The sequence below is a fragment of the Cryptosporangium sp. NPDC048952 genome, assembly GCF_043197895.1.
Classification (GTDB): domain Bacteria; phylum Actinomycetota; class Actinomycetes; order Mycobacteriales; family Cryptosporangiaceae; genus Cryptosporangium.
Genome location: NZ_JBICTY010000001.1, coordinates 309,638 through 326,758, shown reverse-complemented (window position 1 = coordinate 326,758; position 17,121 = coordinate 309,638). Strand labels below are relative to the sequence as shown.

Genomic DNA, 17,121 nt, shown 5'->3' with positions numbered 1-17,121 from the left:
GATCAGTTTTGACCGGCGGTCGCGCTGCGGATCCGGCGGCGGAGTGCGGCACTCGCGACCGGGCCGAGGTCATCGGCCACCTCCAGCAGAATCCCGAGGCGGTCGAGTGCGTCCAGCGCTCCGGTGGACCCGGCCGGGTCCACCGCCTCGAACAACTCCATGCCGACGAACGCGGCGGAGACCGCGTGCGCGAGCCCGGTGACGTCGACGACCGGTTCGATCGGCGAACCGGCGACGACGCGGCGGAGCACCGCCTCGATCTCGCGGACCCAGAGCCCGATCGCCTCGCGGGTGGCCGTGGCGAGGCGCTCGTCGCCCTGCGCACCGGCCAGCATCTGGCCCAGCAGCGTGACGTTGCCCCGGTCGCGCTGGTCGGCGTGGAGCTCCCGACCCAACCCCAACAGCGAACGCAGGTCACGGATCCCGTCGAACCGCTCCCGGTAGAGCTCGACGTTCTCCGCGGTGGCCACCCGGCAAGCCTCGCCGAGCAGGTCGGCGACGCTCCCGAAGTGGTAGAAGACCAGCGCCTGGTTGACGCCGGCGGCCGCCGCGACCGTCCGGGCGGACGTCCCGGCGATGCCGTTGCGGCGCACGGTCTCGATCGCGCCGTCGATCAATCGACGCCGAGTGTCCTCTGCCATGTGCTCAGCGTGCCGCAGCCCGATCGAACGCGAGGCGCAGGCCGATCAGCGTCAGGTTCGGTTCGTGGTGGGTGATCTCGCGGGACTCGCCGATCACCAGCGTCGCCAGCCCACCGGTCGCGACGACAGCGGACGCTCCGCCGAGCTCCTCCACCATGCGCCGCGCGATCCCGTCCACCTGACCGGCGAAGCCGTAGATGATCCCCGACTGCAGCGCCTCGACCGTGTTCTTCCCGATCACCGACCGGGGCCGCACCAGCTCGACCTTCCGCAGCTGCGCCGCGCGCGCCGCCAGAGCGTCGACCGAGATGTCGATGCCCGGCGCCAACGCGCCACCCAGGAACGCGCCGTCCGGCCCGACGACGTCGAAGTTCGTCGACGTACCGAAGTCGACGACGACCGCCGGACCCCCGAACAAGTGGTGGGTGGCCAGCGTGTTCATGATGCGGTCGGAGCCGACTTCCTTCGGGTTGTCCATGACGATCGACACCCCGGTCCGGACGCCCGGCTCGATGATCATCGTGGGGATGTCGCCGTAGTACTTGTCCAGCATCGTGCGCAGCTCGCGCAGCGTCGCCGGCACCGTGGAGCACGCCGAGACGCCCGTGATCTGCACGGCTTCGGTCTCCAGGAGGCCGCGGAACATGAGCGCGAGTTCGTCCGCGGTCATCCGGCTGTCGGTCCGAACCCGCCACGAGTGCACGAGCTTCTCCCCCGAGAAGGTCGCGAGCACGATGTTCGTGTTACCGACGTCGATGGTCAGCAGCACCGTCTTTTACGCCTCTCGGGGTCGAAGGTCCAACGCGATGTCGAGAATCGGCGACGAATGCGTGAGCCCGCCGACCGACAGATAATTCACGCCGGTCTCGGCGAACTCGCGGGCGCGGTCCAGCGTCAGGTTTCCGGTGGCTTCCAGTTCGGCCTTGCCACCGACCGCGGCGACCACCTCACGCAGCAGCGGCGGCGCCATGTTGTCGAGCAGCAGGAACGTGGCCCCGGCGGTCACCGCCTCGATCGCCTCCGCGACCGTCGTGACCTCCACCTGCACAGGTACGTCCGGGAACGTCTGCCGGACTTTTTCATACGCTGCCGTGATCGACCCCGCGGCCAACTTGTGGTTGTCCTTGATCATCGCGACGTCGTACAGGCCCATCCGCTTGTTCGTGCCGCCACCGGCCCGAACGGCGTACTTCTCCAGCGCGCGCAGCCCCGGCGTCGTCTTCCGCGTATCGAGCACCTGCGCCCCGGTGCCGGAGAGGGCGTCAGCCCAGCGCCTGGTGTGGGTCGCCACCCCGGAGGCCCGGGAGATGAGGTTGAGCGCCGTGCGTTCCGCGGTGAGCAGCGCGCGGGTCGGCCCGGTGATGGTCGCGAGAACGTCCCCGCGCTGCACCGCCGCCCCATCGTCGACGACCGCCTCGACCGAAACGCCTTCGAAAGACGAGAACACCGCCAATGCCACCGGCAACCCCGCCACCACACCGGAAGCACGCGCCACCATGTCCACGACGTCGACCTGGTCGGCCGGGATCGTCGCCACGCTCGTCACGTCGACGCCGTCGGGACCGCCGAGATCCTCGGCCAGCGCCCGCGCCACCACGTCGGCCACCCAGGCCGGATCGAGATTCACATCGCCTCATACGTTTCGGTGAGCGCCCCGTCCGGCGCTATCGCGGCCAGCAGGTGTCCCCGCCACTCGTCGGACGCGTCGGGGAAGTCCTCGCGCCAGTGGCAGCCGCGGGTCTCCTCGCGCGCCGAGGCAGCGGCGACCAGCGCGGTCGCGACCGTGTGGAGGTTCGTGACCTCCCAGTTGACCGGGCGCGGGTCCATCGAGCGCTTGCCGCCCAGCTGCACCAGCGTCTCGGACGTCGACTGCAACGACGACGCGGAGCGCAGCACACCGGCGCCCCGCACCATCGCGTGCTGCAGGTCCTCACGCACCGTCGACGACACCACGTAGTGCTCGAGCCCGGACCCCTCGACGTCGACCGGATCGGCCTGCGCGGGCAGGTCGCGAGCCAGGTCGAGCCCGATCCGCCCGGCGAACACCAGGCCTTCGAGCAGCGAATTCGACGCCAGCCGGTTGGCACCGTGCACACCCGTGCAGGCGACCTCACCGCACGCGTAGAGCCCGGGAACGCTGGTGCGGCCCTGCAGGTCCGTGCGGACGCCGCCGGACGCGTAGTGGGCCGCCGGCGCCACCGGCACCAGGTCGTTCACCGGGTCGATCCCCGCCTGCCGGGCCCGCGCCAGAATCGACGGGAACCGGTGCTCCAGGAAGTCTGCCCCGAGGTGCCGGGCGTCCAGCCAGACGTGCTCCGACCCCGACGACAGCATCTCGCGCGTGATGTTCTTCGCGACGACGTCCCGTGGGGCGAGCTCGGCCAGCTCGTGGCGACCCACCATGAACCGCTCGCCGGCCGCGTTGCGCAGATAGGCGCCCTCACCGCGCATCGCCTCGCTCACCAGCGGCTGCTGGCCGGCGGGGGCGTTGGCGCCCAGGTACAGCGCGGTCGGGTGGAACTGGACGAACTCCAGGTCGGTGACGGCCGCCCCGGCGCGCAGCGCCAACGCCACGCCGTCGCCCGTGGAGACCGCCGGGTTCGTCGTCGACGCGAACACCTGCCCGAGACCGCCGGTGGCCAGCACGACCGCCCGCGCCAGCACCGCGCCGACACCGTCCTCCGACCCCTCGCCGAGCACGTGCAGGCTGAGGCCCGCGGCTCGGCCATCGGCACCGGTGAGCAGGTCGAGCACCAGCGCGTGCTCGATCAGCCGGATACCGGGATCGCGGTGGATGGCGGCGTGCAGCGCGCGCTGCACCTCGGCGCCCGTGGCGTCGCCACCGGCGTGCACGATGCGATTCGCGTGATGGCCACCTTCCCGGGTGAGCATCAGCGATCCGTCGGTGTTCCGGTCGAACTCCGCGCCGACGCGGATCAGCTCGTGCAGCCGCCCCGGCCCCTCCCGCGTCAGCACGTCGACAGCCGCCGGGTCGCAGAGCCCCACGCCGGCGACCAGCGTGTCCTGCGCGTGCGCTGCCGGGGTGTCGAGCGGGTCGAGCACCGCGGCGATGCCACCCTGCGCCCACCGCGTCGACCCGTCGTCGATGTTGACCTTCGTCACGACGACGACCGACAGGCCGGCCTCCCGCGCGTGCAGCGCGGCGCACAGCCCGGCGACGCCGGAACCGATCACGCAGACGTCAGCGGTGACGGTCCAGCCCGGCGACGCGGTCAGCAAGCGACGCGGGATCGTGTTTCCAGCACCCACAGTCCTCCGTTGGACATCCACGTCCGGCAGCCTAATTGCCGGTGAACGGCGGTAGCTCGGTCCGTGACGCGAGCCTCACCGGGCCGTTGTCGATCAGCCGGGTGGTTCCGACCTTCGCCGCGAGGATCAGACGGGCCTCACCGGCGTCGGGCGCCGAGCCGAGGTCGGGAGCGGTCACGACGGCGTAGTCGAGCGTCAGCCCCTCGGCTTTTCCGAGTACGTCTTTCGCTGCGGCTTCGACCGCCTGGGCCCCGTTCCCGCCCGCGGCCGCGCCGGCGCGGAGAGCTGCCGCGAGCGCGAGTGCGGTGGCACGCTCCGGCTCGGACAGGTACCGGTTACGGCTGGAGAGCGCCAGCCCGTCGGGTTCGCGCACGGTCGGTACGCCGACGACCTCGATGTCGAGATCGAAGTCGCGCACCATCTGCCGCACCAGCGCGACCTGCTGGTAGTCCTTCTCGCCGAAGAAGATGACGTCCGGCCTGGTCAGGTTGATCAGCTTGAGCACGACGGTGAGCACGCCGTGGAAGAACCCGGGACGGCTCGCACCCTCCAGGATCTCGCCGAGCGGCCCTGGATTGACCCGCGTCCGTGGCTGCCCGTTCGGGTACATCACGGCCGCCGTCGGCGCGAAAACGATGTCGACGTCTTCCCGCGCGCACAGCTCGAGATCGGTTTCGAGCGTGCGCGGATAGCGGTCGAAGTCCTCGTTCGGACCGAACTGCAGCGGGTTCACGAAGATCGTCGTGATGACTGTCGCGGCCCGCGCCCGTGCCTGCCGCAGCAGCGCCGCATGTCCTTCGTGCAGCGCGCCCATCGTCATCACGACCGCCACGGGCCCGTCCGCCCGCTCCCGTTCGATCGCGAGCGCTTCGCGCTCGTTGACCACGATGGGCACCCGTACTGCGCTCATCTGTCCCTCCAAGCTCATATCGACGCTAATCGCAGCACCACCGTGGGAGGGCTAGGTGGCGGCTGAATGGTCGCCCAGGACGTCCAGGAGGTTCTCGGCTGCGGCGGGGTCGAGGCGGCCGGCGGCGATGGCCCGGTCGGCGGTCCGGCGGGCCATGGCCAGGTAACCGGCCACCGCGCTGGGCTGGCGTCCGCGCAGGGCGTCGAGGTGGTTGGCAACGGTGCCGGCGTCCCCACGCGACACCGGTCCGGTGAGGGCGGCGTCGCCGGAACGCAGCGCGTTGTCCAGCGCGGCACCGGCCAGCGGGGCGAGCGCCGCACCGGGCCGCTCGACCCCGGCCGCGCGCAGCAGGTCGACCGCGTCGTTGATCAGCGTGACCAGGTGGTTCGCGGCCACGACGAGCGCCGCGTGATACAGCGGCCGCTGCGCGTCGGCGACCCAGAGCGGCTCGCCACCCATCTCGACGACCAGGGCCTCGCCGACCGGCCGCAGCTCCGGCACCGTCGTCACTCCCCAGTGCACCCCGGCGAGCCGGCTCTCGTCCTCGTCGCGGCCGGTGAACGTCATGATCGGGTGCAGGGCCAGGGGCAGGGCGCCCGCACGCGTCGCCGGTTGCAGGACGTCGAGCCCGTGCGCACCACAGATGTGCACGACCAGCTGACCCGGGCGGAACGCGCCGACCTCGGCGAGCCCCGTGACCAGCGGTTCCAGCGCGTCGTCGGGGACCGCGAGCAGCGCGAGATCTGCCGCCGCGACGACCGAGTCCGGGGGAACGATCGGAGCCCCGGGCAGACGCTGCGCGGCGCGCTCGCGGGAGGCGCTGCTCACCGCGGAGACCGCGACCGTACGGTGCCCGACGCGGGCCAGTGCGGCGGCCAGCACCGATCCCGCGCGGCCGGCGCCGACGAGGCCGACAGTGAGGCGTCCCGGCCGATCGGCGGGGTCCGGCCTTTCGGCGGGAGAGGGCGAATTCTGCGCGTGATCCATGATCCAGTCCTCGGGCTTCCGGTACCGGTCGGCGCAAGTATGCGCGGGTTTGGGATGCGCCGAGAAGTCCGTGTCGGGTGTGTCACAACACCGTTACCGCAGGGCGAACGGTGTCAACGTTTGTCGGCACTACAACGAGCGAATTACACCACTTGCCGGAATTGGGGTATTCATCTATTAATGGGGTGAAAGTGACTTCGCCCGCCGGGTCCGAGGAGGCTGCATGGCGCGCAGTGCCACGACGAGCAGGCACGGCCGACGGGCCGCCGAGCCCGAACACCACTCGGTGTTCGAGGAGCGCTCGGTGCTCGACGCACTGTGGAGCGCCGTAGTAGCGGCCCCGACCAGCGTCATGCCACCCCCCTCCCCCGACGCCCCCGACGACACCCCCGAGCCCAGCGAACCCCCCGACACCCCCGCAGCCGCGCACACCCCGGCACCCGCCGACGCTCCAGCAGCCGCCCATGCTCCAGCAGCCGCGCATCCTCCGGCGTCCGCCCATGCTCCAGCGTCCGCGCATACTCCAGCGTCCGCGCACACCCCGGCATCCGCCGACGCTCCGGCAGCCGCGCATGCTGCAGCAGCCGCGCATGCTCCGGCGTCCGCAGACGCCACTGCAGAGGCCTCCGCGGCTCCCGCAGCCGCCGGCGCCGCAGCCGCCGCTGCTCCGGCGGCCGCGGAGCCGGTCGTGGCTGGGACCGCCGAGGCACCCGAAGCGGGTCAGCCGCCCGCTCCGGTGGCCGAAGCGGTGGCGCCGGAGGTGAAGAAAGCGGAGCCCGAGCCGTTCGTGCCGGTGCTCGGCCGCCCGATCATCTCGACCCCGAGTGGAACTCAACCGGCCGAAGCCAAGGCAACAGCCGCCGCGCTGACGGCCGGCATGCCCCGCCTCGCACCCCCCACCATGCCGCCCCCAGCCACCCACGCCCCACCAGACCAATCAGCCCCCACCCACCCGGCCCCAGGCCCCGCACCACACCCCGGCGCCCCAAACCCCGACCCGGCGCACCCGGGCCCGGCCCACCCCGCCGCAGGCCACGCGCACCCCGCCGCAGGCCAAGCGCACCCCGCCGCAGGCCAAGCGCACCCCGGCGCGGGGCACGCGCCGCCGCGGCACCCGGCGGCGCCGCCGCCTCGGACGACCGGTCCGTTCGACCTGAGCTACGCCGCGCCGCCGACAACCAACCGCACGATCTGGGCGGGCCCACGCCACGCCGCACCTCTCGACTGGGGCTCCACCAGCGCGCTGCTCACGATCGAGACCCCAGCCGCGGTCTCCGACGCGGGCCTCCTGGTCATGAGACTGGCCGTCGGCCTGATCATGGCCGCCCACGGCGCCCAAAAAGCCTTCGGCGTGTTCGGCGGCGACGGCTTCGGCGCCACCGCCGACGGCTTCTCCGCCCTGGGCTACGCCCCGGGCGCCCTGTTCGCCCTCGCCGCCATCGTCGGCGAACTGTTCGGCGGCCTGTTCCTCGCCGCCGGCCTGCTCACCCCGCTCGCCGCGGGCGGCATCATCGGCGTGACGGTCAACGCGATGGTGGCCGTCAACCTCGGCAACGGCTTCTTCGCCAGCCACGACGGCATCGAGCTACCGCTCATCCTCAGCGGCGCCGCACTGGGCCTGCTCCTCGCCGGCCCGGGCCGGTACTCCGTCGACTCCCGGATCCCGTTCTTCAACGGCGCCGCCGTGCAGTGCGTCGCCGCCGGGATCGCACTACTCGCCATGCTCACCAGCCTCGGCGCTCACCTGCTGTAACCGGGAGCGACCTTCTCGATGGCGCCTTGACGTTGCGGCTCAGGCCCGAGCCGCAACGTCGAGGCGCCATCATTCGTCGGACTCCCCCGGAAGCGACAACGGAATCCGAACCGTCGCCACCAGGCCGTGCGGCGAGGCGTCCGAGAGCGCGATCGTCCCGCCGTGCCGCCGCACGATCTCCCTGGCGATCGCCAGCCCGAGCCCCGCTCCCCCGCTGTCCCGGTCCCGAGCGTCGTCACGCCGGGTGAACCGCGCGAACACCCGCTCCCGGTCGGCCGCCGGAATCCCCGGCCCGTCGTCCACGACTTGCAACCACGCGCGCCCGTCGGCGGCCCCGACCCGCACCTCGACGCGCGTCTCGGCGTACCGGGCGGCGTTCTCGACCAAATTCGTCACGACCCTGGTCAACGCGTCCTCGTCACCCTCGACGACGGCCGACGCCGCACCCGGCCGATCCACGCGCTCCACCGGCACCCGCGCCCCCGCGGACCGCCCGACCGCCGCATCCACGACGACCGCCATCTCCACCGGCTCGGCCGGGCGCCGCGCCGCCGGGTGCCCCCCAGCCGGTGCATCGTCCATGCGCGCGAGCAGCAGCAGGTCGTCGACGAGCCGGGTCAGTCGTTCGACGTCGGCCAACAAGTCGGCGGGTTCGGCCGGGACCGACGTCACCTCCGCGACCTCGATCTGTGTCCGCAGGCTCGCGAGCGGACTGCGTAGTTCGTGCGCGGCGTCCGCGACGAACGCTCGCTGTCGGGCGCGCACGGCGTCCAGCCGACCGAGCATCGTGTTGAGCGTGACCGCCAGCCGGTAGATCTCGTCCTGGGCGCGTGGCAGCGGCAACCGTCCGCTGTCCGACCGGGGCGGTGACGCCCCGCCGGACGCGATCGCCTCCGCGCCACGCCGCAGCGCCTCCACGGGACTCAGCGCGGCCCCGACCATCCGCCAGGCGAGCACGACGAGCAGCACGAGCAGCACCGCGTAGCCGGACAACAGCCCGACCCGCACCACCCGGACCGACTCGTGCACCTCGCCGGCCGGGATCGCGACCAGCACGGTCTTGTCCCCGGCGGAGACCGCGACCACCCGCACGACGTCCTTCACCCCGAACCGGTAACCGGGTTCGTACCGCTCCTGGTCACGCTTGACCAGCGCAAGTTCGTCCTTCGGCAGCATCGGGACGAGCCGGTCGGCGCCCGAGGAAACGGCCAGCACCGCGCCGTTCGCGTCGATCACCTGGACGACCGTCGTGCCGCCGGCGGGAATCGGGTTGGGCAGGCTGTCGGTGGTGACCAGCGCGGCGACGTCCTCACCGGTCTGCCGGGCCGCCGCGTCCAGCGCCCGCTCCAGCGACGACTTCAGCACGACCACCAACACGACCGTGCTCACGGCGAGCGCGACCACCACCGCGGCGGTGGCCAGCGCCACCAGTCGCGTGCTCAGCCGGGCACGCCACCAGAACCGCATCGGTAGCCGGAGCAGGCTCATCCGCCGTCCGGCTCCAGCCGGTACCCGGCTCCGCGCACGGTCGTCACCGCCCGGCGGTCGAACGGCTGGTCGATCTTGCGCCGCAGGTAACCGATGTACACCTCGACGACGTTGGCCTCGCCGGTGTCGTAGAGGTCCCAGACGTGTTCGAGCAGCTCGACCTTGCTGACGACCTCTCCGGCGTGCCGCATGAGGTACTCCAGCAGCGCGAACTCCCGCGCGGTCAGCGTGACCTCGACGTCGCCCCGGGTCACGCGCTTGGACGCGGGGTCGAGCACGAGGTCGCCGGCGCTCAGTGCGACCGGGCGCTCCGGCGTGCCGCGGCGCAGCAGCGCTCGCAGCCGGGCGACCAGCACGACGTAGGAGAACGGCTTCGTCAGGTAGTCGTCGGCACCGGCGTCCAGGCCGTCCGCCTGGTCGTACTCGCCGTCCTTGGCCGAGAGCATCAGCACCGGCACCCAGTTCCGGTCCGCGCGCAGCGCCTGCACCACGCGGTAGCCGGAGAGCTTGGGCAGCATGACGTCGAGCACGACCGCGTCGTACTCGTTCTGCCGGGTGCGCTCCAGGCCGTCCTGACCGTCGTGGGCGACGTCGACGACGAACCCCTCGGCCTGCAGGCCACGCTTGAGCGCTCCGGCCAGCCGGACCTCGTCCTCGACGACCAGTACCCGCACTTGTTTCCCTTCGCGCATAGTGGCAAGCGTTGTCATTAGCACTGAGAAGAGCCTGAGGAGTGCCCACCGTCTCAGCCCGATCTCAGCATGCACCGAGCAGCATCAACTTGTACCGCTGCCCACCGAGAGGTGTTCGCCATGTCTTCGCGGGATTCCGGGGCACCGCCGCCCGAGCGGTCCCCGCAGGACCACCACTCGGAGCCGGAAGTACTCAGTGGCTCGAGTTGGAACTCCGACACGACGGTGCCGCCCCGGCGGCCGCTGTTCGTGCGTCGGCCGTCCCTCCGCTGGGCGTTCCCGGCCGTCGTGCTGGTCCTGGCCGTGGCCATCGGTGGAGTCAGCCGATTCCTCACCGCCGCGGACGCCTCCCCGGCGCTTCCGCCGCGCACCGCCGCCGAGCTCCTCGTCGATCTGCAGACAGCGGTTCCCCAGCCGCTGTCGGGCACCGTCGTCCAGAAGTCCGACCTCGGCCTGCCGAACTTCTCCACCGCGGGATCCCAGGGCAGTTCGGACTTCACGTCGATGCTGACCGGCACCCACACGCTACGTGTCTGGTACGGCGGGGAGGACAAGCAGCGGGTCGCGCTGGTCGGTTCGCTCGGTGAGTCCGACGTCGTCCGCAACGGCAACGACGTGTGGACGTGGTCCAGCCAGAAGAACCAGGCGACGCACACCCGGCTCACCGACGAGGACCTGAAGAAGGTCCAGCCGTCGGGCAGCCCGCTGCCGAGCACGCCGCAGGAGGCTGCCGACCAGGCACTGGCCGCGATTTCGCCGACCACCGAGGTCACCACCGACGGCACCGCCAAGGTCGCCGGCCGGGCCGCGTACGAACTCGTGCTGAAGCCCAAAGACAAGGCCAGCCGCATCGGACAGGTTCGCTTGGCGATCGACTCCGAGAAGAAGATGCCGCTGCGTGTCCGGCTCTACGCGCGGGACGCGTCCAAGCCGGCGTTCGAGGTCGGCTTCACCCAGGTCTCCTTCTCCGCGCCCGACCCGGCGCAGTTCACGTTCACGCCGCCGCCCGGCGCGACGGTCACCGAGCAACCCGTCGCCGCCACCGAACACCCGGCGATCAAGGACCGCCTGTCGGTCGTGGGCTCCGGCTGGACGCAGGTCGGCATCCTGAGCGGGCTGGACTCCGTCGAATCGAGCGACGACCGCGCGAAGTCGATGCTCGGAATGCTGCCGAAGGTGAGCGGCTCCTGGGGCAGCGGGCGCCTGCTCGAGTCCGACCTGCTCTGCGCGGTGCTGACCGACGACGGTCGGCTCGTGTTCGGCGCCGTCGATCCCGAGCGCCTCTACCAGGCGGCAGCGCGGTGACAGCGCCCGCAGTCGAGCGTCCGCGGAGGCATTCGAGGGCTTCGGCGGACGCGCACGCGATCGCCACCACGGGTTTGACCAAGCAGTTCCGCGGTGGGCAGGTAGCGGTCGACAACCTCGACCTCGCCGTGCCCACCGGTGCGGTTTTCGGCTTCCTCGGGCCGAACGGATCGGGGAAGACGACGACGATCCGGATGCTGCTCGGCCTGGCCCGCCCCACCGCGGGCACGCACCGGCTGCTCAACGGGCAGATGCCCGAGGACGCCGCCGCGATCCTGCCGCGGGTCGGGGCGCTGGTCGAAGGGCCGGCGTTCTACCCGCACCTGTCCGGGCTCGACAACCTCCGCCGTCTGGATGCCGTGGACCGCACGGCCGACCCGAGCACCTCGCGTGCACGGATCGGCGCCGCACTGGACCGGGTAGGCCTCACTCCGGCGGAACGCAAGCGGTACCGCACCTACTCGCTCGGCATGCGCCAGCGGCTCGGGCTCGCCGCCGCGCTGCTGCGGCCACGCGAGCTGTTCATCCTCGACGAGCCGACGAACGGCCTGGACCCGCAGGGCACCCGCGAGGTCCGGACGTTGATCGCGGAACTCGCCGCCGCCGGCACCACGGTGATGCTCTCGACCCACCTGTTGGCGGAAGTCGAGCAGATCTGCACGCATGTCGGGGTGATGCACGCCGGGCGGCTGGTCGCGCAGGGACCGCTGGCCGAGCTGCGCGCAGGCACCGCGACCCGCGTCGAGGTCGAGACCGAACGGCCGGTGGACGCGATCGCGACGATGCAGCGACTCGAGCTGCCCGAAATCGCGGTGCGTGGGCGCCGGGTCAGTGCCGCCCTCGCTGACCTGCCGTCGGATCGAATTGTCGCAGCGCTGGTGTACGACGGTGTTCCGGTCCAGGGCTTCCGCGTGGTGGTTCCGGACCTCGAATCGGTATTCGTCGGGCTCACCGGGGAGGGCTTCGATGTCAGCGGCTAAGCAGTACGCGTTGGTGCCCGGCGCGTTCGTGCCGGTACCGACGTTGCGTCCGGCTCGTGCCTCGGCTGCGGACGACGTTCCGGCGCTGGTCACCGGCCAAAAATCGGGCACGAGTCCGACCGGGCGGCTGCTGCGGTCCGAGCTGCGGCTGATGTTCGGGCGGCGGCGCAACCAGGCCGCGCTGGCCATGCTCGCCGCGGTGCCGGTCGTCATCGCGGTGGCGGTGTGGTGGTCCGGTCCGCGCGCCGGTGCTGACGGTCCGGCGTTCCTGTCGCTGGTGAACGGCAACGGGCTGTTCGTGGCGCTGACCGCGCTGACGGTGGCGCTGCCGCTGTTCCTGCCGCTGGCGGTCTCCTCCACGGCGGCCGACGCGATCGCCGGTGAGGCGTCGCTCGGCACGCTGAGATATCTGCTGACCGTGCCGGTGAGCCGCACCCGCCTGCTGCTGACGAAGTTCGCGGCGGTGGTGACGTACACGTTCGTCGGCACGCTGGTGATCGCGGTGGCCGGGGCCGGCGTCGGGTTGCTGCTGTTCGGCGGTGGGCCGGCCGCGTTGCTGTCGGGCACCCAGGTCGGGTTCGGCGAGGCGCTGCTCCGGCTCGGCATGGTGTGCGTGTACCTGACGCTGTGCCTGGTTGCGCTCGTGGCGGTCGGGCTGTTCGTCTCGACGCTCACCGAACAGCCGATCGGCGCCACGATCGCCGTGGTGGCCACGACGATCACGTCGCAGATCCTCGGCGCGGTGCCGCAGCTCGAGGTGATCCATCCGTTCCTGCTGACGACGTACTGGACGGATTTCGGCGAACTGCTGCGGGATCCGATCACGTACGGCGCGTTGGTGCCGGGGTTGATCAGCTCGCTGGTCTGGACCGCGGTGTTCGGCTCCGCCGCGTGGGCTCGTTTCGCCTCGAAGGACGTCACGTCCTGAGGCTTTCGCGCGCTGGCCACGCACCGCGGCGCGCTGGGGCGGCCGCGGAATAGGGTTCCCGCGTGGCGGTTTCGTGGCGGGCAGCGGCGCAGGAAGCCCTGTACGGGCCGGGCGGGTTTTATCTCGCCAATCGGCCGGCGGCGCATTTCCGTACGTCGGTGCATGCCGCTCCGGGCCTGTTCGCGGAGGCGATCGGGGAGCTGCTGTCGCGGGTCGACCACGCGCTGGGGCGGCCCGATCCGCTCGACCTCGTCGATGTCGGGGCCGGAGGCGGCGAGCTGTTGTCGGCGCTCTCGGTGCCCTCGGGGATAGGGCGGCGGCTGCGGCTCACCGCGGTGGAGCGCGGGCCGCGTCCGGAGGGGGTCGGGTTTCGGTGGACCGCCGAGGTTCCGGAAGTCACCGGGCTACTGGTGGCGAACGAATGGCTCGACAACGTCCCGCTGGACGTGGTTTGTCGGGACGCTGCGGGCGTCGACCGAGTGGTGCTCGTGTCGCCGTCGGGGGCGGAGTCCCTCGGCCCTGCCGTGGCGGGTCCCGACGCCGCGTGGCTGGAGCGGTGGTGGCCGCTTCGGGAGCCGGGCGAGCGGGCCGAGATCGGGCTGGCGCGCGACGTGGCGTGGGCCGCGGCCGCACGGCGCGTGCGGCGCGGGCTCGCCGTCGCCGTCGACTACGGACACGTGTCGGATGCGCGGCCCGCAGGCGGGACGCTGACGGGCTACCGCGACGGTCGCCAGGTACCGCCGGTGCCGGACGGGACCTGCGATCTCACCGCGCACGTGGCGATGGACTCGCTCGCGCCCGGCGCCGCACTGCGACGTCAGCGCGACGTCCTGCGCGCGTTGGGCATCTCCGCAGGGTTGCCGCCCCGAGAACAGGCGAGCACGGACCCCGCGGGCTACCTACGCGCGCTGAGCTCAACGTCCCGAGCCGCCGAGCTCCTGGACCCCGACGGCCTAGGGGCCTTCTGGTGGCTGTTCCAGCCACAGAACGCCGAAGACAGTCAACTCCTTGACCTGGAGCCCTTTGAGGGCGACGCTGCCGATCGGGCGGAAGGACGCCGCGTATAGGTAATACTCAAGTCCTTCCGCCCGCTCGGCAGCGTCGTTCTCAAAGGGCCGCGCACCCAGCAATCTGGATCTCGGCTTGGGGGTCCCAGAAGCGGCGGACTTCGCTGATCGAGAGGGCCGGCATGAGGCCGCCGAGGCGGGCGCGCCAGACGTGGCCGATCGGGCGTGAGTTGGCTTTGTAGTCGTCGATCGAGGTCACCTGGACGGTGATGCTGACCAGTTGCTCAGGGGAGCCGCCGGCTGCGGTGAGCGCGGTGATCAGGTTCTGCACCGCGCGGTCGAACTGGGCGACGAGACCACCGTCGACGATTCGGCCGTCGATGTCGACGCCGGACTGCGCGGCCAGGAACACGATCTGGCCGCTCGCGATCGTCGCGTGGGAGTAGCCGCGCGGCTCGGGGAGGTCGAAGGGGTTGATCCGCCGGACGGCGTCCGGCTCGCCCGCCGGTGTCCGGCTCACGGCCTGCGCACTCCGCGAGCTCCGCGCGTGCTCCGGGGCCGGTGCGACCCGCCCAGAGGTGCGCTCGGCCCGCCCGGCCTCGAGTCGCGCAGTCTCGAGTCGCGCGGCCTCGAGTCGCGCGGCCTCGGGGCGCGCGGCCTCGGGGCGCACGGCCTCGGGGCGCACGGTCTCGGGGCGCACGATTTCGGGGCGAACCGGCTCGCCGACGACTGCCCGCCCGGCAACCGGAACCGAAGCCCGAGCCGCCGTCCGAGCCCGCTCCCCCGTGTCCGCAACCCCCCGCGGCCGATCGATCTCCCCACTCCGCCGCAGGTGATCCCCGGTATCCGCAACCCCACGGGATCGATCACCGATCTCGCCGCTACGCCGCATCCGGTCGCCCGTCTCGGCAACGCCACGCGGGCGATCCCCCGCCTCCGCACCGCGACGCGACCGATCACCGGTGTCCGCAACCCCGCGGGGCCGATCAACGATCTCGCCACTGCGTCGCACGTGATCGCCCGTATCCGCGATGCCCCGCGGCCGGTCCACGATCTCGCCACTGCGTCGCACGTGATCGCCCGTATCCGCGATGCCCCGCGGCCGGTCCACGATCTCGCCACTGCGCCGGGCGTGATCGCCCGTATCCGCGATGCCCCGCGGCCGGTCCACGATCTCGCCACTGCGCCGGGCGTGATCGCCCGTATCCGCGATGCCGCGGGGGCGGTCGGGGAGATCGGGGCTGCGGCGGGGGCGGTCGCTCGGTGGGGCGTCGGTTTCGGGGGTGCGGTGGGGGCGCCGAGGCAACACGCGGCCACCGTCCTCGGCGAGCTCGGGACGGCGCTGCTGCGGCACGCGACGCGGACGGTCCACCTCGTCGGGATGACCTCGGCGGGCCGAACCTCGCGCCGACTCATCGCGCCGCCCCATCGAGCGGCCCGGCGGTACCTCGTCCGCCTCGCCGTATCCTCGCCGCTCCCGCCGCGACTGCCGCTCCTCGGCCGAGGAGGCCGACGAGGGCGACTCCAACGCCCCGAGCGGATCGGTCAGCGGATCCGGACGTCGGCGCGAATCCCCGACCGGCGGTGGGCTGTCCCACGCCTCCCGACGCGAACGACGTCGGGGAAGCTCGGAATTATCGGCAGCGTCGCGCGCCCGGTGCCGGCCGTTCGAACCCACATCGTCGGTCACTCCGAAGCTCACGCCTATCCGTCCCAGCGTTCTCGAGACTCTTCCCTGACCCGTCTGCGCGCCCCTCGGGCCACCACACCGTGGCCACGCTCCGTCCGGTGCGGACATCCTCCGCTTCGAAGCCGCACCGGGGCAAACCGAGTTGGCAGACACCCTACGATGCGTCGACGTTCGTTCGTGGCGGAACAGGACGATGCGCAGACCCAGTGGTCACACGGTGACCTGCAAAGCGTCCAACCCGCGAATGACGAAGCCGCCCTTCCACCGCGGCTCCTCCGCGAGTGACAGGCCCGGCACCCTCCGCAGCATCGTCTCGAACGACGTGCCGAGCTCCAACCGGGCCAGCGGCGCCCCCAGGCAGTAATGGATCCCCGCACTGAACGAGATGTGCGGGTTCGGCGTCCGCCCCAGGTCGAGCCGCGCGGCGTCGGGGAACACCGACGAATCCCGGTTCGCCGACCCGAACAGCAACGCGACCTCGTCCCCGCGCGGAATCCGGACCCCGTGCACCTCGATGTCTTCGAGCACCCACCGCTCGAACAGCTGCAGCGGCGTGTCCCACCGCATCAGTTCCTCGATCGCGGTGCCCACCCCCACCTCGCCGGCGCGCAGCCGCGCCAGCTCCGACGGGTTGCGGAACAGCGCCCACCACCCGTTGCCGGTGACGTTGACCGTCGCCTCGTGCCCGGCGTTGAGCAGCAGCACGCAGGTGCCGACCAGCTCCGGGTCGGTCAGCTGGTCACCGGCATCGACCACTGTCGCGAGCGCGCTGATCAGGTCGTCGCCCGGCCGGAGGCGACGCTCGGCCGCCAGCGCGACCAGGTACTCGGTGAACTCGACGCTGGCCCGCACCGCCTTCTCCTGCGCCGACGTCGACGGAGCCAGCTCGTACATTCCGCAGATGTCCGCGGACCACGGCCGCAGCAGGTGCCGGTCGGCCTCCGGGATGCCCAGCATCTCCGCGATCACGGCCACCGGCAGCGGCTCGGCAATCGTCTCGATCAGGTCGACCGACGACCCGTCCGAACCCGCGTCGAGCAGTTGGGAGACCAGCCCGTCGGTGTACGAGCGCACCCACGGAGCCAGCCGCTCCACCGTCCGCGGCGTGAAAGCCTTCGAGACCAGCCGTCGCAGACGGGTGTGGTCCGGCGGCTCGCGGTCGAGCATGCCGTTGTTGTTCAGCGTCCAGAACGGCTCGAGGTGGTCCGCGGGCGGCTCGTGGCCCATTTCTGCGTGCGTGGCGACGTGCAGGTAGGACCGGCCGAGACGGCGGTCGCGCAGCAACGCGTCGACGTCGGCGTGCCGGGAGATCACCCACTGCCCGGTGCGCTCGAACCGCCAGACCGGCGCATGAGCACGCAGATCGGCGAACACGTCGTAGGGCCACGCGACGAACTCCGGCGACCAAGGATCGAACGCTGGAGCTGCCGACGAATTCTTTTCGACCTCACGCACCCCCGTCGGCGGGAC

Annotated in this window: 15 protein-coding genes; 5 read left to right on the top strand and 10 right to left on the bottom strand. The window is 71.9% G+C overall.

Annotation, left to right across the window (positions count from 1 at the left end; all coding sequences use genetic code 11):
- Window positions 1-2: 2 nt before the first annotated feature.
- From ACGFY5_RS01550 to ACGFY5_RS01525, 6 genes are read right to left on the bottom strand one after another with little or no spacing between them, the layout of a single operon-like run.
- On the bottom strand, window positions 3-641 hold the full coding sequence (locus ACGFY5_RS01550; protein ID WP_392716132.1) for a TetR/AcrR family transcriptional regulator: 639 nt from the start codon (window positions 639-641) through the stop codon (window positions 3-5).
- A gap of 4 nt (window positions 642-645) precedes the next feature.
- Window positions 646-1,410 carry a type III pantothenate kinase gene (locus ACGFY5_RS01545; RefSeq protein WP_392716130.1) on the bottom strand — a complete coding sequence of 255 codons (765 nt, stop codon included), beginning with the start codon at window positions 1,408-1,410 and terminating at the stop codon, window positions 646-648.
- Window positions 1,411-1,416: 6 nt separating this feature from the next.
- Window positions 1,417-2,268, bottom strand: coding sequence for a carboxylating nicotinate-nucleotide diphosphorylase (gene nadC / locus ACGFY5_RS01540; protein ID WP_392716128.1), 852 nt, complete (start codon window positions 2,266-2,268; stop codon window positions 1,417-1,419).
- Window positions 2,265-3,911, bottom strand: coding sequence for an L-aspartate oxidase (locus ACGFY5_RS01535; protein ID WP_392716126.1), 1,647 nt, complete (start codon window positions 3,909-3,911; stop codon window positions 2,265-2,267). The genes nadC and ACGFY5_RS01535 overlap by 4 nt, the downstream gene beginning before the upstream one ends.
- A gap of 31 nt (window positions 3,912-3,942) precedes the next feature.
- The gene (panC, locus tag ACGFY5_RS01530; protein WP_392716124.1) at window positions 3,943-4,821 is read right to left on the bottom strand and encodes a pantoate--beta-alanine ligase; all 879 of its coding nucleotides are present in this window, start codon (window positions 4,819-4,821) and stop codon (window positions 3,943-3,945) included.
- Between the two features lie 51 nt (window positions 4,822-4,872).
- Window positions 4,873-5,808 (bottom strand): Rossmann-like and DUF2520 domain-containing protein, encoded by a 936-nt coding sequence (locus ACGFY5_RS01525; protein ID WP_392716122.1) that lies wholly within the window; start codon window positions 5,806-5,808, stop codon window positions 4,873-4,875.
- Window positions 5,809-6,031: 223 nt separating this feature from the next.
- On the opposite strand from ACGFY5_RS01525, the gene ACGFY5_RS01520 reads away from it, so the two are divergent.
- Window positions 6,032-7,561 (top strand): DoxX family protein, encoded by a 1,530-nt coding sequence (locus ACGFY5_RS01520; RefSeq protein WP_392716120.1) that lies wholly within the window; start codon window positions 6,032-6,034, stop codon window positions 7,559-7,561.
- 69 nt (window positions 7,562-7,630) lie between these two features.
- Here the strand turns inward: ACGFY5_RS01520 and ACGFY5_RS01515 are convergent, their stop codons facing one another.
- Complete coding sequence (locus ACGFY5_RS01515) at window positions 7,631-9,049, bottom strand: ATP-binding protein (protein ID WP_392716118.1); 1,419 nt, start codon at window positions 9,047-9,049, stop codon at window positions 7,631-7,633.
- Window positions 9,046-9,723: a response regulator transcription factor gene (locus ACGFY5_RS01510; RefSeq protein ID WP_392718605.1), complete on the bottom strand. Its 678-nt coding sequence runs from the start codon at window positions 9,721-9,723 to the stop codon at window positions 9,046-9,048. Before ACGFY5_RS01510 ends, ACGFY5_RS01515 begins: the two co-directional genes overlap by 4 nt.
- Before the next feature lie 138 nt (window positions 9,724-9,861).
- Between ACGFY5_RS01510 and ACGFY5_RS01505 the strand changes: the two genes are divergently transcribed.
- From ACGFY5_RS01505 to ACGFY5_RS01490, 4 genes are all read left to right on the top strand, one after another.
- Window positions 9,862-11,046 (top strand): outer membrane lipoprotein carrier protein LolA, encoded by a 1,185-nt coding sequence (locus ACGFY5_RS01505; RefSeq protein ID WP_392716116.1) that lies wholly within the window; start codon window positions 9,862-9,864, stop codon window positions 11,044-11,046.
- Window positions 11,043-12,026, top strand: coding sequence for an ABC transporter ATP-binding protein (locus ACGFY5_RS01500; RefSeq protein WP_392716114.1), 984 nt, complete (start codon window positions 11,043-11,045; stop codon window positions 12,024-12,026). Before ACGFY5_RS01505 ends, ACGFY5_RS01500 begins: the two co-directional genes overlap by 4 nt.
- Window positions 12,013-12,954 (top strand): ABC transporter permease, encoded by a 942-nt coding sequence (locus ACGFY5_RS01495; protein WP_392716112.1) that lies wholly within the window; start codon window positions 12,013-12,015, stop codon window positions 12,952-12,954. Before ACGFY5_RS01500 ends, ACGFY5_RS01495 begins: the two co-directional genes overlap by 14 nt.
- A 62-nt stretch (window positions 12,955-13,016) precedes the next feature.
- Window positions 13,017-14,021 carry an SAM-dependent methyltransferase gene (locus tag ACGFY5_RS01490; protein ID WP_392716110.1) on the top strand — a complete coding sequence of 335 codons (1,005 nt, stop codon included), beginning with the start codon at window positions 13,017-13,019 and terminating at the stop codon, window positions 14,019-14,021.
- A gap of 40 nt (window positions 14,022-14,061) precedes the next feature.
- On the opposite strand, the gene ACGFY5_RS01485 is transcribed toward ACGFY5_RS01490, so the two are convergent.
- Both ACGFY5_RS01485 and ACGFY5_RS01480 read right to left on the bottom strand, forming a co-directional pair.
- Window positions 14,062-15,663 carry a Rid family hydrolase gene (locus ACGFY5_RS01485; RefSeq protein ID WP_392716108.1) on the bottom strand — a complete coding sequence of 534 codons (1,602 nt, stop codon included), beginning with the start codon at window positions 15,661-15,663 and terminating at the stop codon, window positions 14,062-14,064.
- A gap of 198 nt (window positions 15,664-15,861) precedes the next feature.
- Window positions 15,862-17,106 (bottom strand): cytochrome P450, encoded by a 1,245-nt coding sequence (locus ACGFY5_RS01480; RefSeq protein ID WP_392716106.1) that lies wholly within the window; start codon window positions 17,104-17,106, stop codon window positions 15,862-15,864.
- Between the last annotated feature and the right edge of the window lie 15 nt (window positions 17,107-17,121).